The sequence below is a fragment of the Streptomyces sp. NBC_00299 genome, from assembly GCF_036173045.1.
Lineage (GTDB): Bacteria > Actinomycetota > Actinomycetes > Streptomycetales > Streptomycetaceae > Streptomyces > Streptomyces machairae.
In genome coordinates this window covers 4327706-4352063 of the sequence record NZ_CP108039.1, presented here as the reverse complement: position 1 = coordinate 4352063, position 24358 = coordinate 4327706, and the positions used below count along the sequence as shown (strand labels likewise).

Annotated in this window: 22 protein-coding genes; 9 read left to right on the top strand and 13 right to left on the bottom strand. The window is 70.5% G+C overall.

The window, feature by feature from the left end; all coding sequences use genetic code 11:
- Positions 1–16: 16 nt before the first annotated feature.
- Positions 17–811, bottom strand: a complete 795-nt coding sequence (locus OHT51_RS19000; RefSeq protein WP_328880130.1) for an SCO3374 family protein — start codon at positions 809–811, stop codon at positions 17–19.
- A gap of 430 nt (positions 812–1241) precedes the next feature.
- Here OHT51_RS19000 and OHT51_RS18995 point away from each other — a divergent pair, with 430 nt between their 5' ends.
- Positions 1242–3767, top strand: a complete 2526-nt coding sequence (locus tag OHT51_RS18995) for an ATP-dependent Clp protease ATP-binding subunit (RefSeq protein ID WP_328880129.1) — start codon at positions 1242–1244, stop codon at positions 3765–3767.
- 74 nt (positions 3768–3841) lie between these two features.
- On the opposite strand, the gene OHT51_RS18990 is transcribed toward OHT51_RS18995, so the two are convergent.
- Entirely contained in the window at positions 3842–4483 is a 642-nt protein-coding gene (locus OHT51_RS18990) for an HAD family acid phosphatase (protein ID WP_328880128.1), read from the bottom strand.
- A 353-nt stretch (positions 4484–4836) separates the two neighbouring features.
- Complete coding sequence (locus OHT51_RS43365) at positions 4837–5223, bottom strand: NACHT N-terminal Helical domain 1-containing protein (RefSeq protein WP_443052507.1); 387 nt, start codon at positions 5221–5223, stop codon at positions 4837–4839.
- A gap of 398 nt (positions 5224–5621) precedes the next feature.
- Between OHT51_RS43365 and OHT51_RS18980 the strand changes: the two genes are divergently transcribed.
- Entirely contained in the window at positions 5622–6242 is a 621-nt protein-coding gene (locus OHT51_RS18980; RefSeq protein WP_328884368.1) for a M23 family metallopeptidase, read from the top strand.
- Between the two features lie 13 nt (positions 6243–6255).
- On the opposite strand, the gene OHT51_RS18975 is transcribed toward OHT51_RS18980, so the two are convergent.
- Positions 6256–6831, bottom strand: coding sequence for a TetR/AcrR family transcriptional regulator (locus OHT51_RS18975; protein WP_328880126.1), 576 nt, complete (start codon positions 6829–6831; stop codon positions 6256–6258).
- A gap of 130 nt (positions 6832–6961) precedes the next feature.
- On the opposite strand from OHT51_RS18975, the gene OHT51_RS18970 reads away from it, so the two are divergent.
- The 3 genes from OHT51_RS18970 (at position 6962) to OHT51_RS18960 (ending at position 9634) form a co-directional block, all read left to right on the top strand.
- Positions 6962–8563: an MDR family MFS transporter gene (locus tag OHT51_RS18970; RefSeq protein ID WP_328880125.1), complete on the top strand. Its 1602-nt coding sequence runs from the start codon at positions 6962–6964 to the stop codon at positions 8561–8563.
- Between the two features lie 117 nt (positions 8564–8680).
- Positions 8681–9139, top strand: a complete 459-nt coding sequence (locus tag OHT51_RS18965; RefSeq protein ID WP_328880124.1) for a helix-turn-helix transcriptional regulator — start codon at positions 8681–8683, stop codon at positions 9137–9139.
- Positions 9140–9199: 60 nt separating this feature from the next.
- Complete coding sequence (locus OHT51_RS18960; RefSeq protein WP_328880123.1) at positions 9200–9634, top strand: VOC family protein; 435 nt, start codon at positions 9200–9202, stop codon at positions 9632–9634.
- A gap of 58 nt (positions 9635–9692) precedes the next feature.
- On the opposite strand, the gene cseC is transcribed toward OHT51_RS18960, so the two are convergent.
- The 5 genes from cseC to OHT51_RS18935 form a co-directional block, all read right to left on the bottom strand.
- Positions 9693–11201, bottom strand: coding sequence for a two-component system sensor histidine kinase CseC (gene cseC / locus OHT51_RS18955; protein ID WP_328880122.1), 1509 nt, complete (start codon positions 11199–11201; stop codon positions 9693–9695).
- An 11-nt stretch (positions 11202–11212) separates the two neighbouring features.
- A complete protein-coding gene (gene cseB, locus OHT51_RS18950; RefSeq protein ID WP_328880121.1) occupies positions 11213–11917 on the bottom strand; it encodes a two-component system response regulator CseB in 705 nt (234 codons plus the stop codon).
- 158 nt (positions 11918–12075) lie between these two features.
- Positions 12076–12687, bottom strand: coding sequence for a hypothetical protein (locus OHT51_RS18945; RefSeq protein WP_328884367.1), 612 nt, complete (start codon positions 12685–12687; stop codon positions 12076–12078).
- A gap of 131 nt (positions 12688–12818) precedes the next feature.
- Positions 12819–13358 (bottom strand): SigE family RNA polymerase sigma factor, encoded by a 540-nt coding sequence (locus tag OHT51_RS18940; RefSeq protein WP_003999062.1) that lies wholly within the window; start codon positions 13356–13358, stop codon positions 12819–12821.
- Between the two features lie 352 nt (positions 13359–13710).
- Positions 13711–14646, bottom strand: a complete 936-nt coding sequence (locus OHT51_RS18935) for an A/G-specific adenine glycosylase (RefSeq protein WP_328880120.1) — start codon at positions 14644–14646, stop codon at positions 13711–13713.
- A gap of 208 nt (positions 14647–14854) precedes the next feature.
- Between OHT51_RS18935 and OHT51_RS18930 the strand changes: the two genes are divergently transcribed.
- Both OHT51_RS18930 and OHT51_RS18925 read left to right on the top strand, forming a co-directional pair.
- Positions 14855–16477, top strand: coding sequence for a sensor histidine kinase (locus OHT51_RS18930; RefSeq protein ID WP_328880119.1), 1623 nt, complete (start codon positions 14855–14857; stop codon positions 16475–16477).
- The gene (locus OHT51_RS18925) at positions 16474–17133 is read left to right on the top strand and encodes a response regulator transcription factor (protein WP_328880118.1); all 660 of its coding nucleotides are present in this window, start codon (positions 16474–16476) and stop codon (positions 17131–17133) included. The genes OHT51_RS18930 and OHT51_RS18925 overlap by 4 nt, the downstream gene beginning before the upstream one ends.
- Positions 17134–17136: 3 nt before the next feature.
- On the opposite strand, the gene OHT51_RS18920 is transcribed toward OHT51_RS18925, so the two are convergent.
- Positions 17137–17769, bottom strand: coding sequence for a phosphatase PAP2 family protein (locus tag OHT51_RS18920; RefSeq protein WP_328880117.1), 633 nt, complete (start codon positions 17767–17769; stop codon positions 17137–17139).
- A 185-nt stretch (positions 17770–17954) separates the two neighbouring features.
- Here OHT51_RS18920 and OHT51_RS18915 point away from each other — a divergent pair, with 185 nt between their 5' ends.
- Positions 17955–18770, top strand: a complete 816-nt coding sequence (locus OHT51_RS18915) for a hypothetical protein (RefSeq protein WP_328880116.1) — start codon at positions 17955–17957, stop codon at positions 18768–18770.
- A 64-nt stretch (positions 18771–18834) separates the two neighbouring features.
- Here OHT51_RS18915 and disA read toward each other — a convergent pair whose 3' ends face one another.
- Both disA and radA read right to left on the bottom strand, forming a co-directional pair.
- A complete protein-coding gene (gene disA, locus OHT51_RS18910; protein WP_328425026.1) occupies positions 18835–19959 on the bottom strand; it encodes a DNA integrity scanning diadenylate cyclase DisA in 1125 nt (374 codons plus the stop codon).
- Between the two features lie 81 nt (positions 19960–20040).
- Positions 20041–21450, bottom strand: coding sequence for a DNA repair protein RadA (gene radA / locus OHT51_RS18905; protein WP_328880115.1), 1410 nt, complete (start codon positions 21448–21450; stop codon positions 20041–20043).
- 210 nt (positions 21451–21660) lie between these two features.
- Here radA and OHT51_RS18900 point away from each other — a divergent pair, with 210 nt between their 5' ends.
- A complete protein-coding gene (locus tag OHT51_RS18900) occupies positions 21661–23445 on the top strand; it encodes a BACON domain-containing protein (RefSeq protein ID WP_328880114.1) in 1785 nt (594 codons plus the stop codon).
- A 22-nt stretch (positions 23446–23467) separates the two neighbouring features.
- Here OHT51_RS18900 and OHT51_RS18895 read toward each other — a convergent pair whose 3' ends face one another.
- Positions 23468–24334: a hypothetical protein gene (locus OHT51_RS18895; RefSeq protein WP_328880113.1), complete on the bottom strand. Its 867-nt coding sequence runs from the start codon at positions 24332–24334 to the stop codon at positions 23468–23470.
- Positions 24335–24358 lie beyond the last annotated feature (24 nt).

The following is a 24358-nucleotide window of genomic DNA, read 5'->3' as shown; positions in this document are numbered from 1 at the left end:
CGGGTCGATGCCTGATCTACGGACAGGCCGAAGGCTGCACGCACGCGCGTCGCAGTCCCAGGCGGTGGCAGTGCGTTGCCACCGTGCCCAGAACCCGCACGAGATCGGGGGCGCCCCCACCGCCCCCCAGTGCCGACAGCGTCGGCAGCGAGGCCTCGACCTCGCCCCCAGGCTCGGGGGGCCGCAGCCACACGGCGGCCCCCTGCACGGCACCGGAGCGGTCCAGGGGAAGCGGCCGCACTCCGCACTGCCCCGGCAGGCCAGGACGCCGTACGGCTCCCCCAGGTCCCGCATCGACGGGACACCGTACGGCCGCCGCCGGACCCGGGCCCGCCCCGCCCGGCCCAGCTGCGAGATGCCGCACCAGCGCCGGTGACCCGAGAACCGCAAGAGGCCGTACGGCCGTGACAGGCCGCCTCTCGGGTGGCAGCGGCGCCTCCACGAGGTCGCCCTCACCCAGTGCCGTCAGGTCCAGGGGCAGCGCGCCCCACTCCAGCCAGTCCAGCACCCCCGGCACCTCCTCCGCGCTGCCCGCGGCCATGAGCAGCCGCATCCGGTCGCCCTGGACGGCCACCGGCGAGTTCGGTGCCAGATGGCGCAGGGCAGCGCGGCCCGCCTCGGCGGGGACGTCCAGGACGTCGAAGCGCAGGCCCACGCGAAGGGTCAGCGGGGCTCCGGGGGCGGCGGGCACCACCGGCCAGCCCAGTTCGTTCTCGTACCACCGGCGGACCTGATCGCTCGGATCGAGCGGCCGACGGGGGAGGGGGATCGCGGCGAGGTCCGTGGTGATCTTGAGGCGGGTGCCGACCATGCCAAGTGCAACCGCCGAATGGACGTGCGGGTTACGCTGGGTGTTCCGGCGAATGCGCAGAGTGTCTGAATTGGGGGCGTGCGGGGGTGTGGGGTGGCGCAAGGTTGTTCGCCCGTAGCGGAGGGAACCGGGGGGCGCGGCATGGAGTGTCAGTCCCAGCGGGTAAGACATCCCTAGTGGGAGGGGGCGACACGCAGGCAAGGTGGTCTCACGTTCGCCATCGGCGTACTGATGGTGAGGGTAAGTGCCTGGCCTGCGGGAACATCGTCTCGCACCATCGGGTTGGAGCAGATGTCGGCGTTCGGGGTCAGGAGGCCATCGACGGTGTCGGCAGTTGGAATGAGCGGTCCCCGCTTGCGGGACTAAGCTGCGGAAGGACAGGGAGGGGAAGTTCCCCCCACTGCCTGACCGCTCTGAGGAGCGATTAACGATGTTCGAGAGGTTCACCGACCGCGCGCGGCGGGTTGTCGTCCTGGCTCAGGAAGAAGCCCGGATGCTCAACCACAACTACATCGGCACCGAGCACATCCTCCTGGGCCTGATCCATGAGGGTGAGGGTGTCGCCGCCAAGGCCCTTGAGAGCCTCGGGATTTCGCTCGAGGCGGTCCGCCAGCAGGTGGAGGAGATCATCGGGCAGGGGCAGCAGGCCCCGTCCGGGCACATCCCCTTCACCCCCCGTGCCAAGAAGGTTCTGGAGCTCTCGCTCCGCGAGGCCCTTCAGCTGGGCCACAACTACATCGGCACGGAGCACATCCTGCTCGGCCTGATCCGTGAGGGCGAGGGCGTCGCCGCCCAGGTCCTGGTCAAGCTGGGCGCAGATCTCAACCGGGTGCGGCAGCAGGTCATCCAGCTGCTCTCCGGTTACCAGGGCAAGGAGACCGCCACCGCCGGCGGGCCTGCCGAGGGCACCCCCTCGACGTCCCTGGTCCTCGACCAGTTCGGCCGGAACCTCACCCAGGCCGCTCGTGAGTCCAAGCTCGACCCGGTCATCGGGCGCGAGAAGGAGATCGAGCGGGTCATGCAGGTGCTGTCCCGCCGTACCAAGAACAACCCGGTCCTGATCGGTGAGCCCGGCGTCGGCAAGACCGCCGTCGTCGAGGGCCTCGCTCAGGCCATCGTCAAGGGCGAGGTGCCCGAGACCCTCAAGGACAAGCACCTCTACACCCTCGACCTCGGCGCGCTGGTCGCCGGCTCCCGCTACCGCGGTGACTTCGAGGAGCGCCTGAAGAAGGTGCTCAAGGAGATCCGCACCCGCGGCGACATCATCCTGTTCATCGACGAGCTCCACACGCTGGTCGGTGCGGGTGCCGCCGAGGGCGCCATCGACGCGGCTTCCATCCTGAAGCCGATGCTGGCCCGCGGTGAGCTGCAGACCATCGGTGCGACCACGCTGGACGAGTACCGCAAGCACCTGGAGAAGGACGCGGCCCTCGAGCGCCGCTTCCAGCCCATCCAGGTCGCCGAGCCGTCCCTGCCGCACACGATCGAGATCCTCAAGGGTCTGCGCGACCGGTACGAGGCCCACCACCGGGTCTCCATCACCGACGAGGCGCTGGTCCAGGCCGCCACCCTGGCCGACCGGTACATCTCGGACCGCTTCCTGCCGGACAAGGCGATCGACCTGATCGACGAGGCCGGATCCCGGATGCGCATCCGCCGGATGACCGCGCCGCCGGACCTGCGCGAGTTCGACGAGAAGATCGCGGGCGTGCGCCGCGACAAGGAGTCCGCGATCGACTCGCAGGACTTCGAGAAGGCCGCCTCCCTGCGCGACAAGGAGAAGCAGCTCCTGGCCGCCAAGGCCAAGCGCGAGAAGGAGTGGAAGGCCGGCGACATGGACGTCGTCGCCGAGGTCGACGGCGAGCTGATCGCCGAGGTCCTCGCGACCGCCACCGGCATCCCGGTCTTCAAGCTCACGGAGGAGGAGTCGTCCCGCCTGCTGCGCATGGAGGACGAGCTCCACAAGCGGGTCATCGGCCAGGTCGACGCCGTCAAGGCGCTGTCGAAGGCGATCCGCCGTACGCGTGCCGGTCTGAAGGACCCGAAGCGCCCCGGTGGCTCGTTCATCTTCGCCGGCCCGTCCGGTGTCGGTAAGACCGAGCTGTCCAAGGCGCTCGCCGAGTTCCTCTTCGGTGACGAGGACGCGCTGATCTCCCTCGACATGTCGGAGTTCAGCGAGAAGCACACGGTCTCCCGTCTCTTCGGTTCGCCCCCCGGCTACGTGGGCTACGAAGAGGGTGGCCAGCTGACCGAGAAGGTCCGCCGCAAGCCGTTCTCCGTCGTCCTCTTCGACGAGGTCGAGAAGGCCCACCCGGACATCTTCAACTCGCTGCTGCAGATCCTGGAGGACGGTCGCCTGACCGACTCCCAGGGCCGGGTCGTGGACTTCAAGAACACGGTCATCATCATGACGACCAACCTCGGCACCCGGGACATCTCCAAGGGCTTCAACCTGGGCTTCGCGGCCTCGGGTGACACGAAGAGCAACTACGAGCGCATGAAGAACAAGGTGTCGGACGAGCTCAAGCAGCACTTCCGCCCCGAGTTCCTCAACCGCGTCGACGACGTGGTCGTCTTCCCGCAGCTGACCCAGGACGACATCCTCCGGATCGTCGACCTGATGATCGGCAAGGTGGACGAGCGTCTGAAGGACCGGGACATGGGCATCGAGCTCTCCCAGTCCGCCAAGGAGCTGCTGTCCAAGAAGGGCTACGACCCCGTGCTGGGTGCCCGGCCGCTGCGCCGGACGATCCAGCGCGAGATCGAGGACTCGCTGTCGGAGAAGATCCTCTTCGGCGAGCTGCGTCCCGGTCACATCGTGGTCGTGGACACCGAGGGCGAGGGCGACACCAAGACCTTCACCTTCCGCGGTGAGGAGAAGGCGGCCCTGCCCGACGTCCCGCCGATCGAGCAGGCGGCCGGTGGCACCGGTCCGAACCTGAGCAAGGACGCGTAGCCGCGCGCTCCGCTTGAACAAAAGGGGCTGCCCCGGGACCAAGTTCCGGGGCAGCCCCTTTTGCACGCGGTCCGTCAGGAGAGCTGCCCGTTGTAGTCCGGCAGCTTGTACGTCTTCTCGGCGTGGCCGCCCGACAGGTCGGTGGCGCTGTTGCCGATGTTCGCGATGATCGTGTAGCCCTTCTTCTCGATGTCGACGCGCTGGGCCGTCTTGTAGTCGCCGACGTTCTTGAAGAGGTCGAAGAAGCCGCGCACGTACAGCCCGGAGACCTCGTAACCGCGGTACTCGAGGTTGTAGTCGGTCACCGAGTAGATGATGCCCGGGCGGGCGGTCACGAAGAACAGGGAGACGCCGTGCTCCTGGGCGTACTCGGCGACCTCCCGGACCGGCTCGTTGGCCGGCTGCGGGTAGCTGAAGCCGAAGTCCGTCTCCAGGGTGGTGTTGTCGATGTCGAAGACGATCGCCTGCTTCTCACCCGGCTTGGTGTTCGCGATCCGCTGCTCCAGATAGGGCAGTGCCTGGTCCATCACCGCCTGGCAGTCGTTCTGCCAGGTGTTGTAGTCGACGTCCTCGGCGGTGGCCGTGGCAGTGGCGCTGGAGGTGCTCGTCGCGGTGGCCGGGGTCGCGGCGTCGGCGGGGGCCGCGAGGGCCACGAGGGCGGCCGCGGAGACGGTGCCGACCGCGATACGGCGTGCCCAGGGGCGGCGAAGCGTCATGTGTGGGGGTCCTCTCACGTCACGTGCGCTGTGTTGTTGTCGCGTGCATGTTCGTGGGTGGGGATGGCGTGAGGGGAAAGATAGGGTTACTGAGCGGTAAGTCGCTAGAGATGTGCGTCACTTAGTTCTGATGATCAATCATCACTGTGCGGCGGGGCAGGTGCCACGAGGTGGATGCCGGCGGGGAGTTCGTGGGCGTTGAGAAGGCGTGCGGTGAAGGTGTGGGATGCCGTTCGATGCGAGATCTGTGAGCTCGTCGAGATTCAGGAAAAGGCTCTCCAGCTTCGGCAGGGATGTGACGAACCGCCAGTTCTCCCGGCTGATGGGACTGTTCAGCATCAGCCGGAGTTCGTTCAGTGACGGGAATTCGGCCGGCACGGAGAGGTCACGTGCGTTCTCAGGCAGGAACCCAGGTCGGTGACGGAACCATGCCGTAGTTCCAGGTTCCGGAGCTCCTGCTCGTCGAGGCTGGTCCGGATCTGAGCAGGACTGAGATTGCCGGACACCGTGACGTCGGTGAGCCGGATCAGCTGGTCCAGCTGCCGGCTCTGCTCGACGAGGGTGCGGGGCACAGAGGTCGTGTGTGCAGCTGCTCGGCCAGCGCCTCGGGGGCCGAGCCGTACGGCCTCCACGTCGTCCAGGTCCAGATCGCCGAGCGCGCGCAGGGTCCGCTGCAAGGCCCCCGCGACCGCTGCTGGCTCCCCCTCGTCCTGGGGCGCCTCGCGCGCCGCCCGCTCCACCAGCTCACGGACGAGCTTGCCCAGCTCCCGCTCGCCGAGCCCCTCGTCGGTAGGGCGGCAGCGTAGTGCCCGTCACATTCCGGGGTCTTCCGATTGCATAGGGCGGTGACATGCCGCACAGGCGATTTGTCCGTTACTAGCGGGAATAGTGGAAACGGGGGTCATGGGCAAATCGGACGTTAGGCATGAAAACTGGCGAGACCTTTTGGTGTCAGTGCTGGTTCGTCCGTATTAGGCGATCTGTCAAGATGCGGGGATTTTTGGGGCGGAGTACTAGCCCTAGTCGTAGATAAGGGGTTTTGGGCTTCGGGGGGCCGGGGGTTACCAAGGGATGGCCATCCGGCGATTGCCTGAGCAGTCGGGTGGTTTTCTCTGTCGTCGTCCCCGTGAGGTTTCGAATGTCCCCGCGCTTCTCGTTCCGTTCGTCCCGTACGTCCACCTTCCGCACCCGTGCGGCTGTGCTGGCCGCCGGCCTGGGGGCCTCGGTCGTGCTGGGCGCCGGAGGCGCGGTTGCTGCCGAGATGAGCTCCGCCCCCGCTGCCTCCACCGCCGTCCAGGCGCAGAGTGCCGCCGCCAAGAAGGCCGCCGTCAAGAAGGCCGCCTCCTGGGTCAGCCCGGTGAAGAAGTACACGAAGTCCGCCAGCTACGCGCAGGCCGGCGGCATGTGGCAGTCCACCCACAGTGGGCAGGACTTCGCCGTCCCGAACGGCACCGACGTCATGGCCGCGCACGGCGGTACGGTCGTCAAGGCCGGCGGCAACGGCGCCGGTGACGGTCCCGCGTACGGCAACGCCGTCGTCATCAAGCACGGCAACGGGACCTTCTCCCAGTACGCCCACCTGTCGCGCATCGACGTGAAGATCGGCCAGGTCGTCAAGACCGGCCAGCACATAGCCAAGTCCGGCAACACCGGTAACTCCAGCGGTCCGCACCTGCACTTCGAGATCCGCAAGAGTGCCAACTACGGCACCGCGATCGACCCCGTGTCCTTCCTGCGGGCCAAGGGTCTGAAGATCTGAGTGACCGAGCCGTTCAGGCGCCCTTGTGCGCCTGGGTGATCAGGTCGGTGGCGACCTCGAGGATGGCCTTGCGCTTCTCCTCGGGGTCGCCTTCGAGGTCCTTCATGACGAACATCCCGGCGTGCATCGTGAACAGGGCGCTGATGCAGCGCACCTGGTCGACCAGGTCGGCGTCCGGGTCTATGACGATGTCGCGCATGCCGAGCATGCGGTTCTTGAACATCTCTCCGATGCTCAGATCGCGGACCGTCGCCTGGTTCTCCTGCATGAAGCGGAACAGCGGTGACGCGTCGGTCAGGACCTGGCTGTAGCGGCGTACGATCTCCTGCTTGGTCTCGAGGGTGTGCGGCTGCTGCCTGCCCCACTCGATCAGGTCCTCGATCGGTTTCGTCAGGTCCTCGAAGAGGCTGACGATGATCTCTTCCTTCGTCTTGAAGTGGTAGTACAAGGCCGCTTTCGTGACCTCCAGGCGCTCGGCGATCTCGCGCAGGGAGGTCTTCTCGTAGCCCTGCTCGGCGAAGAGTTCGAGGGCCACGTCCTGGATGCGCTGGCGGGTGTCCCCGCGGCGCCGCTGCTTGGTGCCGTCCATGGTGCCGCCCATCCTCGTACGCCTCGGCTTTCCAGAAAACTTACTTGACGCCCGGCTAGTTACGCACCTAGGTTCCCTCAGTGTAGATAACTAGTCGGGCGGCAAGTAAGTAGCCGGGGGAGTGGGAACCATGGCGGACACCACAGCAGTGGACACAGAGACGGAGCCACCGGGCAAGCAGCCCAAGAGCGTGCGCGTCGTGCTGCTCGCGCTGATGATCACGATGATGCTCGCCATGCTCGACAACATGATCGTGGGCACCGCGATGCCGACGATCGTGGGCGAGCTGGGCGGGCTGGAGCATCTGGCGTGGGTCGTGACGGCGTACACGCTGGCGACCGCGGCCTCCACTCCGCTGTGGGGCAAGCTCGGCGACATGTACGGCCGTAAGGGCATGTTCATGGCGTCGATCGTGCTGTTCCTCATCGGCTCCGCGCTGAGCGGCATGGCGCAGGACATGGGGCAGCTGATCGCTTTCCGGGCGGTGCAGGGCCTGGGTGCCGGTGGTCTGATGGTCGGCGTCATGGCGATCATCGGTGATCTGATTCCGCCGCGCGAGCGGGGCAAGTACCAGGGCATGATGGCCGGCGTGATGGCGCTCGCGATGATCGCCGGGCCGCTCGTCGGCGGCACCATCACCGATCACTGGGGCTGGCGCTGGGCCTTCTACATCAACCTGCCGCTCGGGGTCGTGGCGCTCGCCGCGATCAGTGTCGTGCTGCACCTGCCGAGGAAGCGGGCGCAGGCGCGGATCGACTATCTCGGGGCCGGGCTGCTGACCGTGGGGATCACCGCGATCGTGCTGGTGACCACGTGGGGCGGCACCGAGTACGCGTGGACGTCCGCGCGGATCATGGAGCTCACCGGGATCGGGGTCGCCGCGCTCGTCGGGTTCGTGTTCTGGCAGACCAAGGCGGCGGAGCCGGTGGTGCCGCTGCACATCTTCCGCAGCCGGAACTTCACTCTGATGTCCGTGATCGGATTCATCGTCGGGTTCGTGATGTTCGGGGCGACGCTGTTCCTGCCGCTGTACCAGCAGTCGGTGCAGGGGGCCTCCGCCACCAACTCCGGGCTTCTGCTGCTGCCGATGCTCGGGGCGATGCTGGTGACCTCGATGGTCGCCGGGCGTGTGACCACGAACACCGGGCGGTACAAGGTGTTCCCGGTCGTCGGCAGTGTGCTGATGGTCGTCGGGCTCTATCTGCTGTCGACGATGGACACCGGGACGAGCCGGTTCATGTCCGGGGTGTTCATGGCCGTCGTCGGGTTCGGCATGGGCTGTCTGATGCAGATCACCATGCTGGTCGCGCAGAACAGCGTCGAGATGAAGGACATGGGTGTCGCGTCCTCGTCCACCACGCTGTTCCGTACGCTCGGGTCCTCGTTCGGCGTCGCGATCATGGGGGCGCTGTTCAACAGCCGCGTGCAGGACGTCATGTCCGAGCAGGGCGGGGCGCTGGGCGCGCGGGTGACCGAGCAGTCGGCTCAGCTGGATGCCGAGAGTCTGGCGAAGCTGCCGGAGGCTGTGCGGGAGGCGTACCAGCATGCGGTGTCCGCCGGGACGCATTCCGCGTTTCTGCTGGGAGCCGTGGTGGCTGTGGTGGCTCTTGTGGCGGCGGTGTTCGTCAAGGAGGTGCCGCTGCGGGGGGCGGGGCCGGAATCCGACGCCGACGGGGGCGCTGCCGCCGGGGGTGGCCCGGGGGCCAAGGCTGTGGTGGTGGAGGCCGTCTGAGCAGGCGGTTTGTGTGGGGCCCTCGGTGACGTTTCGTCCCGGGGGCCTTCGCGTTTTCGTGGAGCGAGCGCGTCGGCGGCCGAGGGCGGTGTCAGTGGGCCGTGTCACCATCGGGCCATGGGCAAGGTGCGGCAGTTGCGCTTGGCGAAGGACGCCATGGACCGGGAGTGGGCCGACCCGAGGCTCGACCTGGACGCCGTTGCCGCGCACGCCGGGTACTCGCGGTATCACTTCGTGCGGGCGTTCAAGGCGGCGTACGGGCAGACGCCGGGGCAGTACCTGACGCACCGGCGGATCGAGCGGGCCGAGGAGTATCTGCGGGGGGCCAACCTGACCGTGACGGAGATCTGCCATCTGGTCGGGTTCAGCAGCCTGGGCACGTTCTCGGCCCGGTTCAAGGCGCGGACCGGGCTGACGCCGACCGAGTACCGGGAGAAGCATGTCGGCCGGGGAGCGGCGTTGATACCGGGGTGCTACGCGATGTTGTGGGCCGGGGGATTCCGGCGCCGTGAAGGGGAGCGGCAGGGGGAGGGGCAGGGGGAGGGGCAGGAGAGCAAGTTTGGAGAAGCTCCCTGATGGCGCCTCTGCCTAACGTGACGGAGAGAACAACCAGCCACAGCACGGGAGGGCACCGTCATGATCAAGGGCCTCGGCATCACCACCGTATGGACGTTTGACCAGCAGCGCACCAAGGCCTTCTTCACCGAGAAGATCGGCTTCGAAGTGCGCAACGACCTTTCCATGGGCGACATGCGATGGATCACCGTGGGCGCCAAGGACCAGCCGGACGTCGAGCTCGCGCTGATGAGCCTCGACGGGCCGGGCCTCGACCCCGAGTCCTCCGAGGCGCTGAAGACGCTCGTCGGGAAGGGCGTCATCGGGGCCGGGGCGTTCCGGACCGACGACTGCCGGGGGGACTACGAGACCTTCAGGGCACGCGGCGTGGAGTTCATCCAGGAGCCGCAGGAGCGGCCGTACGGCATCGAGGCGATCTTCCGTGACGACAACGGCAACTGGTACTCGCTGACCGAGCGCAGTGAGGAGCTCGACTTCTCGAAGTCGTTCGGGTGAGCAGCCGCCGAGCTGCCCGGAAGCCGGCCCGACCGTCGGCGCCGGCGTCAGCACAGGCCTACGGCAGCATCGGATGGCTTCCCGTGTTCGTCGGCGCGTGCTCCGGGAGCCAGAGGACGGCCACCGCGCCCTCCGCCGAGACATGCTCAGGGGCGCCCGCCGGCCGTACGTTGCGGAAGGTCAGGCGGGCACCGAGGACCCGGGCCTGACCTGCCGCGATCGTCAGGCCGAGGCCATGGCCGTGGCCGGCGCGGTCGCTGCTGCCCGTGCGGAAGCGGCTCGGCCCGTCGGCGAGCAGGTCCTCGGGGAACCCGGGGCCGTGGTCGCGGACCCGGATGACGCGCCCCTCGACCGTGACCTCGATGGGCGGCCGGCCGTGCTTCGCCGCGTTCGCCAACAGGTTGAACAGCACGCGCTCCAGGCGCCGCGGGTCCGTCGTGACCTCCGACTCGTGGACGACCCGCACCTCGATATCGGGATCCTTGGCCGCGACCCGCCGGCTGACGAACTCGCCGAGCATGAGGTCCTGCAGCTCGGCCCGCTCCGAGGCGCTGTCCAGCCGGGCCACCTCCAGGACGTCCTCCACGAGCGTGCGCATGGCCTTCGCCCGGTCCAGGACCAGTTCGGTGAGCCGGCTGGGCGGCAGCAGCTCGGCCGCGGTCAGCAGACCGGTCACCGGCGTGCGCAGCTCGTGCGCGATGTCCGCCGTGACCCGGCGCTCCGCCTCCAGCCGCTGCTGCAGCGCGTCCGCCATCGCGTCGACCGCGCTGGCCAGATCGTCGGTCTCGTCCCGTACGACACCCCCGATGGCGTCCCGCACCCGCACGTCCGGCTCCCCGCTCGCGACCCGGTTCGCCGCGGCCGCCGCATTGCGCAGCCGGCGCGACAACTGCCCGCCGACGAGGACGCCGAGCGCGCTGCCGCCGAAGACGACCGCGATGGAGCCGATGATCAGTGCGTCGTCGAGGTCGTCGAGGATGTCCTCGCTGCGGTCGGTGAACCCGGTGTGCAGCGACAGGACATGGCCGTTGCTGAGCGGTACGGCCGCCCAGATGTCGGGCGTGCCGCCCGGCGTGTCGGCCACATAGGTCGCCCGCCGGCCCTCCTCGACCTTCTCCCGGAGTGCCGCGGGCAGCTCCGGGTCGTCGATCGTCGCGTTGGGGAAGTTCAACCGCTTGGACTGCTCGTAGCTGCGCTGGGCGATCTGGATCCGCTCGTCGGCGAGGTCGCGCGCGTTGTCCAGCATCGAGACCCGGGCCGCGTTGTGCACGACCAGGCTCAGCACGACCGCCACGAGTGCGCCGACCAGCGCGATCGCCGCGCTCAGCTTCCACCGCAGACCCGTACGGATGGCCATACGGCTGCCCAGGCGACCGCGCCCGCGCGCGCCGCTGCGGCCGCGCGTACGACCACCGCTCCTACGGCCACCGCCCATGCGGCCTCTTACGCGCGTTCCCGCACCGATGCCTGCCCCGCCGCCACCGACGGTCGCGGCGTCGGCCGCGTCCGTGAGGCCCGCCGCGCGCACCACGCCGGACGGAGCCGGGCGTCTGAACATCCCCCGCATGCCCGCCCCGCTCAGGCCTTCAACTTGTAGCCGAAGCCACGGACCGTCTCGATACGGTCCTGGCCGATCTTCTGCCGCAGCCGCTGCACATGGACGTCGACGACACGGGTGTCCCCGCCCCAGCCGTAGTCCCACACGCGCTCCAGCAGCTTGTCCCGCGACAGCACCGTGCCCGGCGCCGACGAGAACTCCAGCAGCAGCCGCATCTCGGTCGGTGTGAGGGCGACCGGCTGCCCGTCCCTGCGCACCTCCATGCCCTCGGTGTCGACCTCCAGGTCCCCGAAGGCCAGCAGCCCGCCGGTGGCGGCCGATTCGGCCTCCTCCACGCGGTCGGTGCCGCTCGCGTGCCCGAAGCGGCGCAGCACCGCGCGGATCCGCGCGACCAGTACGGCACCGTCGAACGGTTTGGTCACGTAGTCGTCGGCGCCGGCCTCCAGGCCCAGCACCACGTCGATCGAGTCCGCGCGGGCCGAGAGCATGATCACCGGCACCGTCGACTCGTCGCGGATCCGGCGGCACAGACTGACGCCGTCCAGGCCCGGGACCATGACGTCCAGCAACGCGATGTCCGGCCGGTCCGTCCGGAACGCCTGCAGGCCCGACAGCCCGTCGGGCATGGCGGTGACCGCGAAGCCGTCCCGCTCCAGGGCGAGTTGGGTGGCCTCGCGGATGACGTCGTCGTCCTCGACGAACAGGACGTGGGTCTGGTCTGCCATCCCGGTGCTCTCAGTCCTCGTGTTCCGTGTGCCGTATGCCTTCAGGGGTGCTCGTCAGCGGTGCTCTTCAGTGGTATTCGTCTTCCGGGTGCGTCGGACGCGTCCACTTGAGGGACGCGTGAGGCGCGCGATGCGTTCACTGCCGTCGCCACGGGACCTCAGCCGTCGGGCGCCGCCGACTCCTCGTCACTGCCGAGGGTGCCGTAGTCCGTGCGCGTCCTGAACTTCAGGACGAAGCGGCCGGAAGTCCACTCGTATGAGATCACGTTCTCGCTGGACGGGTTCGACAGCGCGTCGTCCTTCGCGTACACCTGCTTCGTCACCACCAGGTAGCCGCGGTCGATCTCCGCGTAGACGGGCGGCTCCTCGGCCTTGAACACATTGCGGTACTCGCCACCCGACTCCCGGTAGACGTACGAGCCGACGCCGACCGCATCGCCGCAGGACAGGACGTTGACCACGATGTCCTCCGCGGGTCCGCCGGTCAGATCGCCGTACGACACGTCGACGGGATAGTCGTCGGAGACGCACGGCTTCAGCTCGCGCTTGACCTCCGACGAGACCGCGGGGTCCGCCTTGACCAGGCGGACGGCCTCCGTCCGGTCCGGCACCGCCGAGGCAGAGGCCGACGCCGAGGGCGAGGGTGCGAGCGTCGACGACACGGCCGCGTCGCCCACCGAGTCGGCGTGGGCCGGCCCCTCGTCGCGGGCGCCGGTGCCGCCGGTGGCGCACCCGGAGGCGAAAAGGGCGAGGGCGACGACCACGGCCACCGCCGTGAACGCCGCCTGGAAGGTCCCCCGGACGGGGACGGGCCCGGGCCGGGGTGAGCCGAGGTCCTCGCTGTCCCCGTCGGTGCCCCTGTCACCCGTTTCCGTGCGTCCGGTGCCGCCCGTCGTCGTGCCTAGGCCGCGCAACGCTCCCGCTCCTCACGCTCCAGCGCGCGTGCGTCCAGATCGCGGCTCTCCAGCTCCTCGCGGAGCCGGGCGAGCGCCCGGTGCAGCGTGCTCTTGACCGTTCCGGCCGACATGCCGAGGGCGGCGGCCGTCTCCTCCGTGGACATCTGCTCCCAGTGTCGCAGCACGACGACGCTGCGTTGCTTCGGAGCGAGAACCTTCATGATGTCCATCAGCAGGGCGCGGTCCGCGTGCTGCTCGGTGGAGTCGTCGACCGAGGCGTCAGGCAGCTGCTCGGTCGGCACCTCCTCCAGCTTCCGGGCCCGCCACCACTCGGTCCGCGTGTTGATCATGACGCGGCGCAGGTAGGCGTCCGCGAGTCGCTTGTCCGCGATGCCGTCCCAGCGGTGGTACGTCCGCACCAGCGCCGTCTGCAGCAGATCCTGGGCGTCCACCGGGTCCGGGACCAGTCGGCGGGCACTGCGCAGCAGCGCGTCCTGCCGGGTGCGGACGTACTCCTCGAACTCGAGCACCTCTCCCTGCGCCATGTTGACCGCCTCCGATTCCCCGTACCCGTCGGCTCGTTGGCCGCCGGTCGTCACTGCCTGTGGTTCGTAGTCGTCCCCGTCTGTCGGGTACGGAAATGAAGCTACGGAGGCGTTGTCACGGGGCTGTCCGAAGCAGCCTGCGGCTAGCGCTCGGCTGTCCGTCGGTTGTGTAACGGAAGCAGGAAAGGGATAAAACGGCAGGGGAGTTGAGGGTAGGTATGGGAGGGTTTGTCCATATTGCGGCCGTGTGGCGGCCGTGCGGCGGCTGTGTCTTCCGTGTTGCAGACGCTCTACGGCTGTGAGGTGGCTGTGCGTCCGGGACGCGGCCGCCCGTCCGTGATGTGTCGGCGCGTCAGCTCAGCGGCAGCCGGTACATCCCGCCCTGCAGCGGCTCCACCAGACCGTCCGAGACGAGGCCGTCCAGGGCGCGGGCACGCTGCACCGGCTCGTGCCACACACGGTCGAGTGCGGCCTGCGGGACGGGCGCATGGGCGTCGCGGAGTACGGCGAGCAGCTTGCCGCGCACCTGACGGTCCGTTCCGGCGTACGTCTGACCGCGGCGCGGCGGGCCCTCGTGCTCCGGCTTGCCCGCGAGCTGCCAGGCGCACTGCGCGGTGATCGGGCAGCGGTGGCACGCCTCGTTCTTCGCGGTGCACACCAGCGCACCGAGCTCCATGGAGGCGGCGGCCCAGCGCGCGGCGGTGCCCTCGTCGTCGGGGAGCAGCGCGCGGGCGAGCTTGCGCTCGGCGGCGGTGGTGGCGTTCGGCGGGTACTGCACGCCGGTCACGGCACGGGCGAAGACCCGGCGGACGTTGGTGTCCAGGACGGGATGCCGCTGACCGTAGGCGAAGGAGGCGACCGCCGCGGCCGTGTACTCGCCGATGCCGGGCAGCGCGAGGAGCTGGGCGTGGTCGGTCGGTACGTCCCCGCCGTGCCGTTCCGCTATGGCGACGGCGGCGCCGTGCAGCCGCAGCGCGCGGCGCGGGTAGCCGAGCCTGCCCCAGGCGCGGACAGCCTCACCGGGGGCGTCCTTGGCGAGGTCGGCGGGGCGGGGCCAGCGGGTGAGCCACTGCTCGTAGACGGGCACGACGCGGTTCACGGGCGTCTGCTGCAGCATGAACTCACTGACCATCACGCCCCAGGGGCCCGCTTCGGGGCGCCGCCAGGGGAGGTCGCGGGCGTTCTCGTCGAACCAGTCGATGACGGTGGCTTGCAGCAGCGTGGCGCGGGGGGCGTGGCGGCCGGCGTCGGTGGAGTGGCTGTGCGGAGGCTTCGTTGGCGCAGTCATGGCCTTTCCGATCCTGCCACGTCGTGGGCGATCGGGTGGGTAGGTGGTGGTGGCGGTGCGTTTTGCGGCTGCGGGTGGATGGGTGGATGGGTGGATAGACGGGTGGGTGGCGGGTCGGGCCGGGATGCCGGGGCCGGCCCCGGAGAGTGCGCAGCACCTGACGATCGACAGCAGTGGCCCCCCGCCCCCCGCTTGTAGCGTCAGGCGGATGCAACGTCCTCGCACCTGGCGGGCCTGTCTCCTGTGGGCCGCCCTCGTGCTGCCCGCGCTCACGGCCGATCGGCTCGGGATGAACGAGCCGCGTGCCGTGTGGCAGCAACTGGCCGGGGTGGCCGTACTCGCCGCCGCGGTGGCCGTGGCCCGGTGGCGCCCCCTGGTGGCCTTCGCGCTGACGGCCGTACTGAGTCTGGTCGCCGCCCCGGCCCTGTTCACCGTCTCCTACGGCCCCGCGCTCGGCGTCTTCGCGCTGCTGCTCGGTCTGCGCGCGGAAAGGGTGCGGCCGGCCCTGGTCGCCTTCGGGGGCGTCTGCTGTCTCGGTACGGCGCGGATCGCGCTGTTCGGGGTCGATCCGGCGCCGGAGTGGGTGGTGCTGACGGGCACGTTGCTGTTCGGGTGTGTCTTCCCCTGGCTCGGTGGCCGGTACTGGCGGCAGAACCGTCAGCTGACCGCGGCCGGCTGGAACCGGGCCGCGCGTCTGGAGGGCGAGCAGCGCATCGCCGAGGAGCGGGCCCGGCTGCGCGAGCGCGCCCGGATCGCCCAGGACATGCACGACTCGCTGGGCCACGAGCTGAGCCTCATCGCCCTGCGCGCGGGCGCCCTCCAGGTCGCTCCCGACCTCCCGGACCACCACCGCACCGCTGCTGCCGACCTGCGCGCGGCGGCTGCGGACGCCACCGACCGGCTGCACCGCATCATCGGCGTCCTGCGGGAGGAGAACGAGCCGGTGTCCCTGAGCCCGCCGGGGGAGACCGTCGAGCAACTCGTCACCCGCGCCGCCGAGTCGGGGCTGCCGGTCCGGTGGGGGAAGCCCGAAGGCGGTACGGCAGTGGCGCTGGAGCCAGGCGGCGTCGCCGAGCGGGTCCTGTACCGGGTGGTCCGCGAGGCGCTGACGAACGCCGCCCGGCACGCGCCGGGTGCCGAGGTCACTGTGGTGGCGGCCAGGGAGGGGGGCGGTACGACGGTCACGGTGACCAGTGAGCGGGCCTCGGCGACGCCGCCCGACTCCGGCGCCCCTTCTCTCCCCTCCGGTTCCCTCCCCTCGGCTTCTCTCCCCTCCGGCGGAACCGGCCTGCAGGCCCTGCGCGCCGCCGTCACCGCGGTCGGCGGTGACTTCGAGGCGGGTCCCCGTGGCGACGGCTTCCGCGTGTGGGCGTACGTCCCCGAGCAGGGCGTCGCCCCGGCCGTACGGCCGACGCCGGCCCCGTACGCCCCCTACACCCAAGCCCGCCGCCGAGTCGTCCTCGCCCTCGTGGCCGCCGTAGCTGCCGGTGTCGTCCTCGTCGGCGGGGGGTTCGCCTGGTACGCGTACACGGAGACCCACTCGGTGCTGCCGCCCGCGGCCTACGCCGAGCTGCGGCTCGGGACCTCGGGCGACGAACTCGCCCACGTCCTGCCGGACCGCAGCGTGCGGGACGCGCCGGTGGACCGTGCGCCCGAGCCGCCCCCGGCGGGCAGCGACTGCCGCTACTACCGCGCGAGCGGCGAACTCCTCGTCTCCGTCGACCACTTCATGCTCTGCTTCGACGACGAGGGGCGGCTCGTCGCCAAGGACGTGATCCCGAGGGTGGGTCTGTCGCAACGCCCTCCCACAGATGAGGAGTTCGTACGGTGATCCGGGTACTGCTGGCCGACGACGAGGCGATGGTGCGGGCCGGCGTGCGCGCCATCCTGACGAGCGGCGGGGAGACCGAGGTCGTCGCGGAGGCCGGCGACGGGCGCGAGGCGGTCGAGCTGGCCCGGGCGCACCGGCCGGACGTGGCCCTGCTGGACATCCGCATGCCGCGCCTGGACGGGCTCGCGGCGGCCGAGGAGATCGTCCGCAGTGTCCCCGGCACGGCCGTCGCGATGCTCACCACCTTCTCCGAACAGGCTTACGTGGCCCGCGCCCTCGGCGGCGGCGCCACCGGATTCCTGCTGAAGTCCGGGGACCCGTACGAACTGATCGCGGGCGTCCGGGCGGTGGCCGGCGGCGCGGCCTTTTTGTCACCGAAGGTGGCCCGCCATGTCATCGACGGGCTCGGCGGCAGCGACGGGCGACTCGGCCGCGAGGCCGCCGCACGCGCACGCGTGGCCACGCTCAGCCCGCGCGAGCGCGAGGTGCTCGGACTCGTCGGCGCGGGCCTGTCCAACCCGGAGATCGCCGCCCGGCTGCATCTCGTCGAGGGCACGGTGAAGGCGTATGTGAGCGCGGTGCTGGACCGGTTGGGGGTGCGCAACCGGGTGCAGGCGGCGATCGTGGCGTACGAGGCGGGTCTGGTGGAGTCGTGAGGCTCAGCGCATGCCGTACGCCGCGACCCGCTCGGGTCCCGGGCCCGTGAACCACCGGACGGCGGGCGCCGACGAGGCCCGCATCGCCTCCGCCAGTCGGATCGCCGGGCCGGTGCCGAGTCGTACGGCCGCCACGGCGACGACCGTGCCGAGGACGAGGCCCGCCGCGACGTCGTGCGGATAGTGCACCCCGACGAAGACGCGGGAGAAGGCCATGAGCAGGGCCAAGGGGGCCGTCAGCCACAGGAGTGCCTGCCTGGTCAGGGCCACGGTGACGGCCGCGGCGCCCGCGATGGTGGCGTGGTTGCTGGGGAAGGACCAGTCGCCGGGCGGCGGACAGGCGGCGAGAGAGGCGGTCGCGTCCGGTATCGCCCGGCACGGACGTTCCTGCGTGACAACCGACTTGAGGAGTTCACTGCAGACGTACGCCACAGCCGTGGCCAGAGGTGCAAGGGCCGCGATCGCGAAGGCCCGGGTGGTGTCGCGTCTTGCTCGCCACCACGCGGCGACGAACAGGGCGGCGAACAGCAGCAGTCCGGCCTCCGTCCCTGTCTCGGCGGTGTGTTGTACCCACGTTGGGGTGTCATGGGCGAAGCCGGTGATGTCGCGGTAGAGCTCCGCGTCCTCGAAGTCCATGGTCACGGACCGTAGGCGGCGGGCCGATACCGTCACATCCTGCGATCGTCAGGTGTCGCGCCTGACGGAAGACAGGGGTGGGGCGGCCTCGCCGGGCGGTTTCCGGAATGATGATCCGGAAAAGTTGCGGCCTTCGGCGGCGGGTGGAGCAAGCTAGCGCGCCGATCTCTCGTACAGTTTGCGCCGTGGGATCTCTGCGCAATCCGGTCGGGCCGCTTCCCTCCTCCATCTACTGGCGTCGGAGGGCCGTAATGCTGTCTGTGGTCGCCCTGTTGGCCCTGCTGGCCGCCTGGGTGCTCACCTCGGGCGGCGGTGGCGGCAAGAACGACGAGGGCGGCTCCGACGGCAAGAATCCCGCGCCCTCGACGATCACACCGGGCCCGTCGAGTTCGGGGCCGGCGATCAGTGAGGCGCCGGGCGGGCGCGACGAGTCGCCCGGCGGTGGGGACTCCGACGGGTCGGGGTCCGGTGACGGCTCCGGATCGGACGACGACAGCGGGTCCGGGGACGGCTCCGGCGGCTCGGGCAGCGGATCCGCGGGTGGCGGCTCCGGCAGCGGCGTCGGCGCGGACGACGCGGTCGCCGCGGGGTCCACGCTGCCCGACTGTGTCACGGGCGCGGTGAAGGTGACGGTGCGGAGCCTGCGCAACGCGTACGAGCCCGGTCAGACGCCCGCCGTGCTGCTGACCGCGACGAACTCCTCCAGCTACGACTGCAAGGTCGACCTCGGCCCGAAGAACGCCGTGGTGACGCTCACCCAGGCGGGATCCGAGGACGACTTCTGGTCCTCGGCCGACTGCCCCAAGGTCTCCGGCAGCCTGAAGTTCCGGGTGCCCACCGGTGAGAGCATCACGTACACCGTGAAGTGGGACCGCAAGGCGAGCGCTCCGCAGTGCGCGACGCCGCCCGCGGGGGCCGCCCCGGCGGGGACGTATCTGGTGGAGGCGAAGACGCCCGGGTTCGGGACGGCGCAGACGTCGTTCGTGCTGGAGAACGACTAGCGGCCGTCAGCGGCAGAAGTCGGCTGAGTGAAGTCTGCTGAGCGAAGTCGGCTGAGCGGCCCGGCTAGACGTACCGCTCCAGGATCGAGCTCTCCGCCAACCGCGACAGGCCCTCACGGACGCTGCGCGCCCGGGCCTCGCCGACGCCGTCCACCGTCTGCAGGTCGTCCACGCTCGCGGCGAGCAGCTTCTGCAGGCCGCCGAAGTGCTCCACCAGGCGGTCGATGATCGCGCCCGGCAGCCTCGGCACCTTGGCCAGGAGGCGGAAGCCGCGCGGGGAGACCGCGGAGTCCAGCGCCTCCGGGGAGCCGGTGTAGCCCAACGCTCTTGCCACCGTGGAAAGTTCGAGAAGCTCGGCGTGGGTGAGCGCGTCCAGCTCGTACAGCGCCTCGTCGACCGTGCGGGAGCGCTTCGCCGTCGGCTCGGGGACGTAGTCGCGCACCACGAGCTCGCGCTCGGGCTCCACGCCCGCGATCAATTCGTCCAGCTGAAGGGCCAGGAGACGTCCGTCGGTGCCGAGCTCCACCACGTATTCGGCGATCTCGGTCGCGATGCGCCGGACCATCTCCAGGCGCTGGGCGACCGCGGAGACGTCGCGGACCGTCACGAGGTCCTCGATCTCCAGCGCTGACAACGTTCCCGCGACCTCGTCGAGGCGGAGCTTGTAGCGCTCCAGGGTCGCCAGGGCCTGGTTGGCGCGGGAGAGGATCGCCGCCGAGTCCTCCAGGACGCGGCGGTGGCCGTCGACGTAGAGCGCGATCAGCCGCATGGACTGGGAGACCGAGACGACCGGGAAGCCGACCTGCTTGCTGACCCGGTCCGCCGTGCGGTGCCGGGTGCCCGTCTCCTCGGTGGGGATCGTCGGGTCCGGGACCAGCTGGACGCCCGCGCGCAGGATCTTCGACAGATCCGACGACAGCACGATCCCGCCGTCGAGCTTGCACAGCTCACGCAGTCGCGTCGCCGTGAACTCGACATCCAGGACGAATCCGCCCGTGCACATCACCTCGACGGTCTTGTCGGAGCCGAGCACGATGAGTCCGCCGGTGTTGCCGCGGAGGATCCGCTCAAGCCCGTCGCGCAGGGCCGTGCCGGGTGCCACGGCGCTCAGTGAGGCGCGCATCAGGCCATCGGCACCGGAGCTCCCACCGGACTTTCCGGGAGCTGCTGCCCGGTCGTTGGCTGCCACTGCACTCCTCCGGTCGCAGGTTCTGGGGCGCCCCCGTTTCGCACATTCTGTTCGCACGGACGGGCGAGACCTGGGCAAAGTCTACCGGCGGTCCTCGTCGTCCCGTGGGGCCTCTCTGCGACGCGAGCGCGGAAGGACCCGCAGCGCGTCCCCTATGTCGGCCACTTCCAGCACCTTCATGCCCGCAGGGATCTTGCCCGGGTCGCCCGGTACGAGGGCGTGCGTGAAGCCCAGGCGGTGCGCTTCGGCGAGTCTGCGCTGCACGCCCGTGACCCGTCTGACCTCGCCCGCAAGGCCCACCTCGCCGATCGCGACGAGGTTCTTGGGGAGAGGTGTGTCACTCGCGGCGGAGGCCAGGGCGAGGGCCACCGCGAGGTCGGCGGCGGGCTCCGAGAGCTTTACTCCGCCCACTGTCGCGGAGTAGATGTCCCGCTTGCCGAGGGCGCTGATCCGGCCGCGCTGTTCGAGGACGGCCAGCATCATCGAGACGCGGGACGTCTCCAGGCCGGACGTCGTACGGCGGGGCGAGGGGATCTGTGAGTCGACGGTGAGCGCCTGGACTTCGGCCACCAGCGGGCGGCGGCCCTCCAGGGTGACCGTCAGACAGGTACCGGGGACCGGTTCGGCACGACGGGTCAGGAAAAGTCCGCTTGGGTCGGCAAGGCCCGTGATGCCCTCATCGTGCAGTTCGAAGCAGCCGACCTCGTCCGTCGTGCCGTAGCGGTTCTTGACGCCTCGTACGAGACGCAGGCGCGCGTGCCGGTCGCCCTCGAAGCTGAGCACCACGTCCACGAGATGTTCGAGGAGGCGGGGTCCGGCGATGGCCCCGTCCTTGGTGACGTGCCCCACAAGGAGGGTGGACATCCCGCGCTCCTTGGACGCCCGGATCAGGGCGCCGGCCACCTCGCGGACCTGGGCCATGCCGCCCGGTGCGCCGTCGATCTCCGGCGAGGCCACGGTCTGCACCGAGTCCATGATGAGCAGCGACGGCTTCACCGCGTCCAAGTGGCCCAGCACGGCGGCCAGATCGGTCTCGGCCGCGAGATACAGGTGGTCGTCGATGGCGCCGATGCGGTCGGCCCGCAGCCGCACCTGGCTCGCCGACTCCTCGCCGGTGACATAGAGCGTGCGGTGCTCGTCGCTCGCCGACTTGGCCGCCACGTCCAGCAGCAGCGTGGACTTGCCGACGCCGGGCTCGCCCGCGACGAGGACGACGGCGCCGGGCACCAGCCCGCCGCCGAGCACCCGGTCCAGCTCGGGCACGCCGGTGGGCCGCGCGGTGGCCTGCCGTCCGTCGACCTGCCCGATCGGCAGCGCGGACGTCGTGACCCGCCCCGGCGTCGTCGTACGGACCGCGGCCGCGCCGTACTCCTCGACCGTCCCCCAGGCCTGGCACTCGGGGCAGCGGCCGAGCCACTTGGCCGTCTGCCAGCCGCACTCCGTGCAGCGGTAGGACGGGCGGTCCTTCGTGGACTTGGTACGGGCAGCCATGCGATGAACCGTAACCGAGCCCACTGACAACGCCGTACGCCTGTGCACAGCCGCTTCGGGTCGGTGCAATGCCTGCTCGGGGCCTTCTCGTCATGCACAAACCACGGAATCCGGCGCTCCTGTCCCCTATTGAGGGATCGTTTCACCCGTACGGAGTAAAACTGCTCAAGCGGGGAGAAGGCGCCACCCGGGGCCGCCTACGGTCCACCAATGATGAGCAGCAGTCCGGAGACCTCGACCCGCACGGCCGGCGCGCACCGGGCGCAGCGGGAGGCGCGCGATCGCGCGGCGGCGCGCACTGTGGCGCAGCGGACGCCCGCGCGCTACGAGCCGTATCTGGACGGGCTGTTCACCTACTGCCTGTCCGTGCTGTGCGACCACGACACCGCGACCGCCGCCCTCGGCGACGTCCTCGCCCTCGCCGAACGGCGCGGACAGCGCGTGCCGGAGGCCGCCGCGGACCGACGGCCCTGGCTGTACGCGCTGGCCCGCTGGGCGTGTCTGCGCAAGCTGGCCGAGGCCAAGCAGAAACGTCAGGGCAGCCACGCGGCGGGCCGGACCGGCGCCCATCGGCAGACCGGGACACAGGCCGCGCGGCCGGCCGTCGCCGAGGAGGTCCAGGAGCAGCGGCGCCGCGAACTGGCCCTGCTGGCCTGGCCGGAGGCCGCAGGCACCACACCGGAGCAGCGCGAGGCCCTCGAACTCGCCGTACGCCACCACCTCGCCACCCATGAGGTCGCCGCCGTCCTCGGCATGGACCTGGCCGGCGCCCGCGAGCTGCTCGCCTCCGCCGCCTGCGAGGTCGAGCGCACGCGCGCGACCCTCGCCGTCGTCGAGACCGGCGCCTGTCCGGGCGTCGCCCGGCTCACCGGCGACAACCAGCTCGTCCTCGGCACCGCCCTGCGCCGCGAGCTCGTCCGGCACGTCGACGACTGCCCGCGCTGCCGCCGTACCGCCGAGCGCGCCGTCCCGGGCCGGTGGCCCGGCGCGGCCGTCACCCCCGCCGAACTGCCCGTCCTGCAAGCGCCCCGCGCGGCCTTGCACATGGCCCTCGCGCACGCCCCACGCGCGCGGGGCGTGGCCGTGCCGCGCTTCGACCGGCGCGGGTTTCCGATGGACCCGAAGGACCGCGCCGCCCGCCGGGACCGGCTGCGCGCGCGTGCCGTCACGACGACCGTCGTCGCCACCGTCGTCGCCGCCCCCGTCATCGCCTTGTGGGCCGCCTACCGGGGCACCCCGACCGGTGAGGGCGTCGACGGCAGCTCGGCCAGCGCGAGCGAGGCGCAGGGCCCCGGCAGCCTCGACGGGGAGGCCGCGGGCGACGGCTACGAGAACGCGGGCAACGCGAGCACCAGACGCGGTGAAAGTTTCGGCGACCGCGGCAAACCGGACGTCTCCGTGGAGGTCGTCAGCGTCAGCGGCGCGCGCGGGGCGGGCGTCGGCGGCCTGGAGGTGTCGGCCGGCAACAGCGGCGACACCACGCTCGTCACCCTCAGAGCGACGGGGCGTATGCCGGTGCGCTGGTCCGCGAGCACCGGTGCGCACTGGCTCTATCTGAGTCAGTCGGCGGGAACGCTGGCGCCCGGTGAGTCGTTGACGATCAAGGTGTACGTCGACCATCTGCGGGAGCCGTCCGGGTACTGGAGCGCGCGGCTGGCGATCTCACCAGCCGGCGCCCTCGTCTCCATCGAGGGCTACGGCACCGCCCCGAGCCCCTCCGGCCCGGGACAGGGCCCCGGCCCGAATCCCAGCAACCCCCAGCCCACCGATCCGACCGACCCCGGGACCCCCAGCGAGCCGCCGCCCTCGTCCTCGGGGCCCGATCCGACGCCGACGACCCCGGCTCCGACCGACCCGACGCCCAGCGACCTGCCGACCTCGCCCTCCGACCCGCCGCCCACACCGGGCGAGCCGTCCGAGTCCGGCCCGTCCGAGCCGGAGGGCTCGACGCCGCCGCCCAGCGGGAGCGGCGACCCGAGCCCCTCGGGGTCGTAGGCCGCCGGCCCCTGCCCGGCTGTCAGCCGACGGGATCCGCCGGATGCGGCGCCAGCAACGGCAGCTGCGACGCCAGCCGCTCCTCACACAGCTCGACGAGGCGGTCGTAGCCCGCCTTGCCCATCAGTTCGATCAGCTCCGGCCGGTACGACACGTACACCGGGTCGCCCGCGCCGTGCGCCGAGGTCGCCGACGTGCACCACCAGTGCAGGTCGTGGCCGCCCGGGCCCCAGCCTCGACGGTCGTACTCACCGATCGACACCTGGAGCACCCGGGTGTCGTCGGGCCGGTCGATCCAGTCGTACGTCCGCCGGACCGGCAGCTGCCAGCAGACGTCCGGCTTGGTCTCCAGCGGCTCGCGGCCCTCCTTCAGGGCGAGGATGTGCAGCGAGCAGCCCGCTCCGCCCGCGAAGCCGGGGCGGTTCTGGAAGATGCACGAGCCGTTGAAGGGGCGGGTCTGGCGGTCGCCGTCCTCGTCCTCGGAGATCCAGCCGTGCTCCACGCCCTCGTCATGGTGCTGCCAGATCTCCGGCGTGAGCCTCGCCACATGATCGGCGACCCGCTTCTCGTCGTCCTCGTCGGAGAAGTGCGCGCCCAGCGTGCAGCAGCCGTCGTCCGCGCGGCCTGCCTGGATGCCCTGGCAGCCGCTGCCGAAGATGCAGTTCCAGCGGGAGGTCAGCCATGTCAGATCGCACCGGAAGACCTGCTCGTCGTCCGCCGGATCCGGGAACTCCACCCATGCGCGTGCGAAGTCCAGGCCCTTCTCGTCCGGTTCCTGGTCCTGGGAGGGCTTCGTGGGCTTCTTCGACTTCATGGCTGCCTTCGCCTGCGAAGAACCCTTGGCTGATTTGGCCGTCTTGTCGTTCTTCGCCTTTTTCGTCTTTGGCACGCGTCCAGAGTACGACGTCCGCAC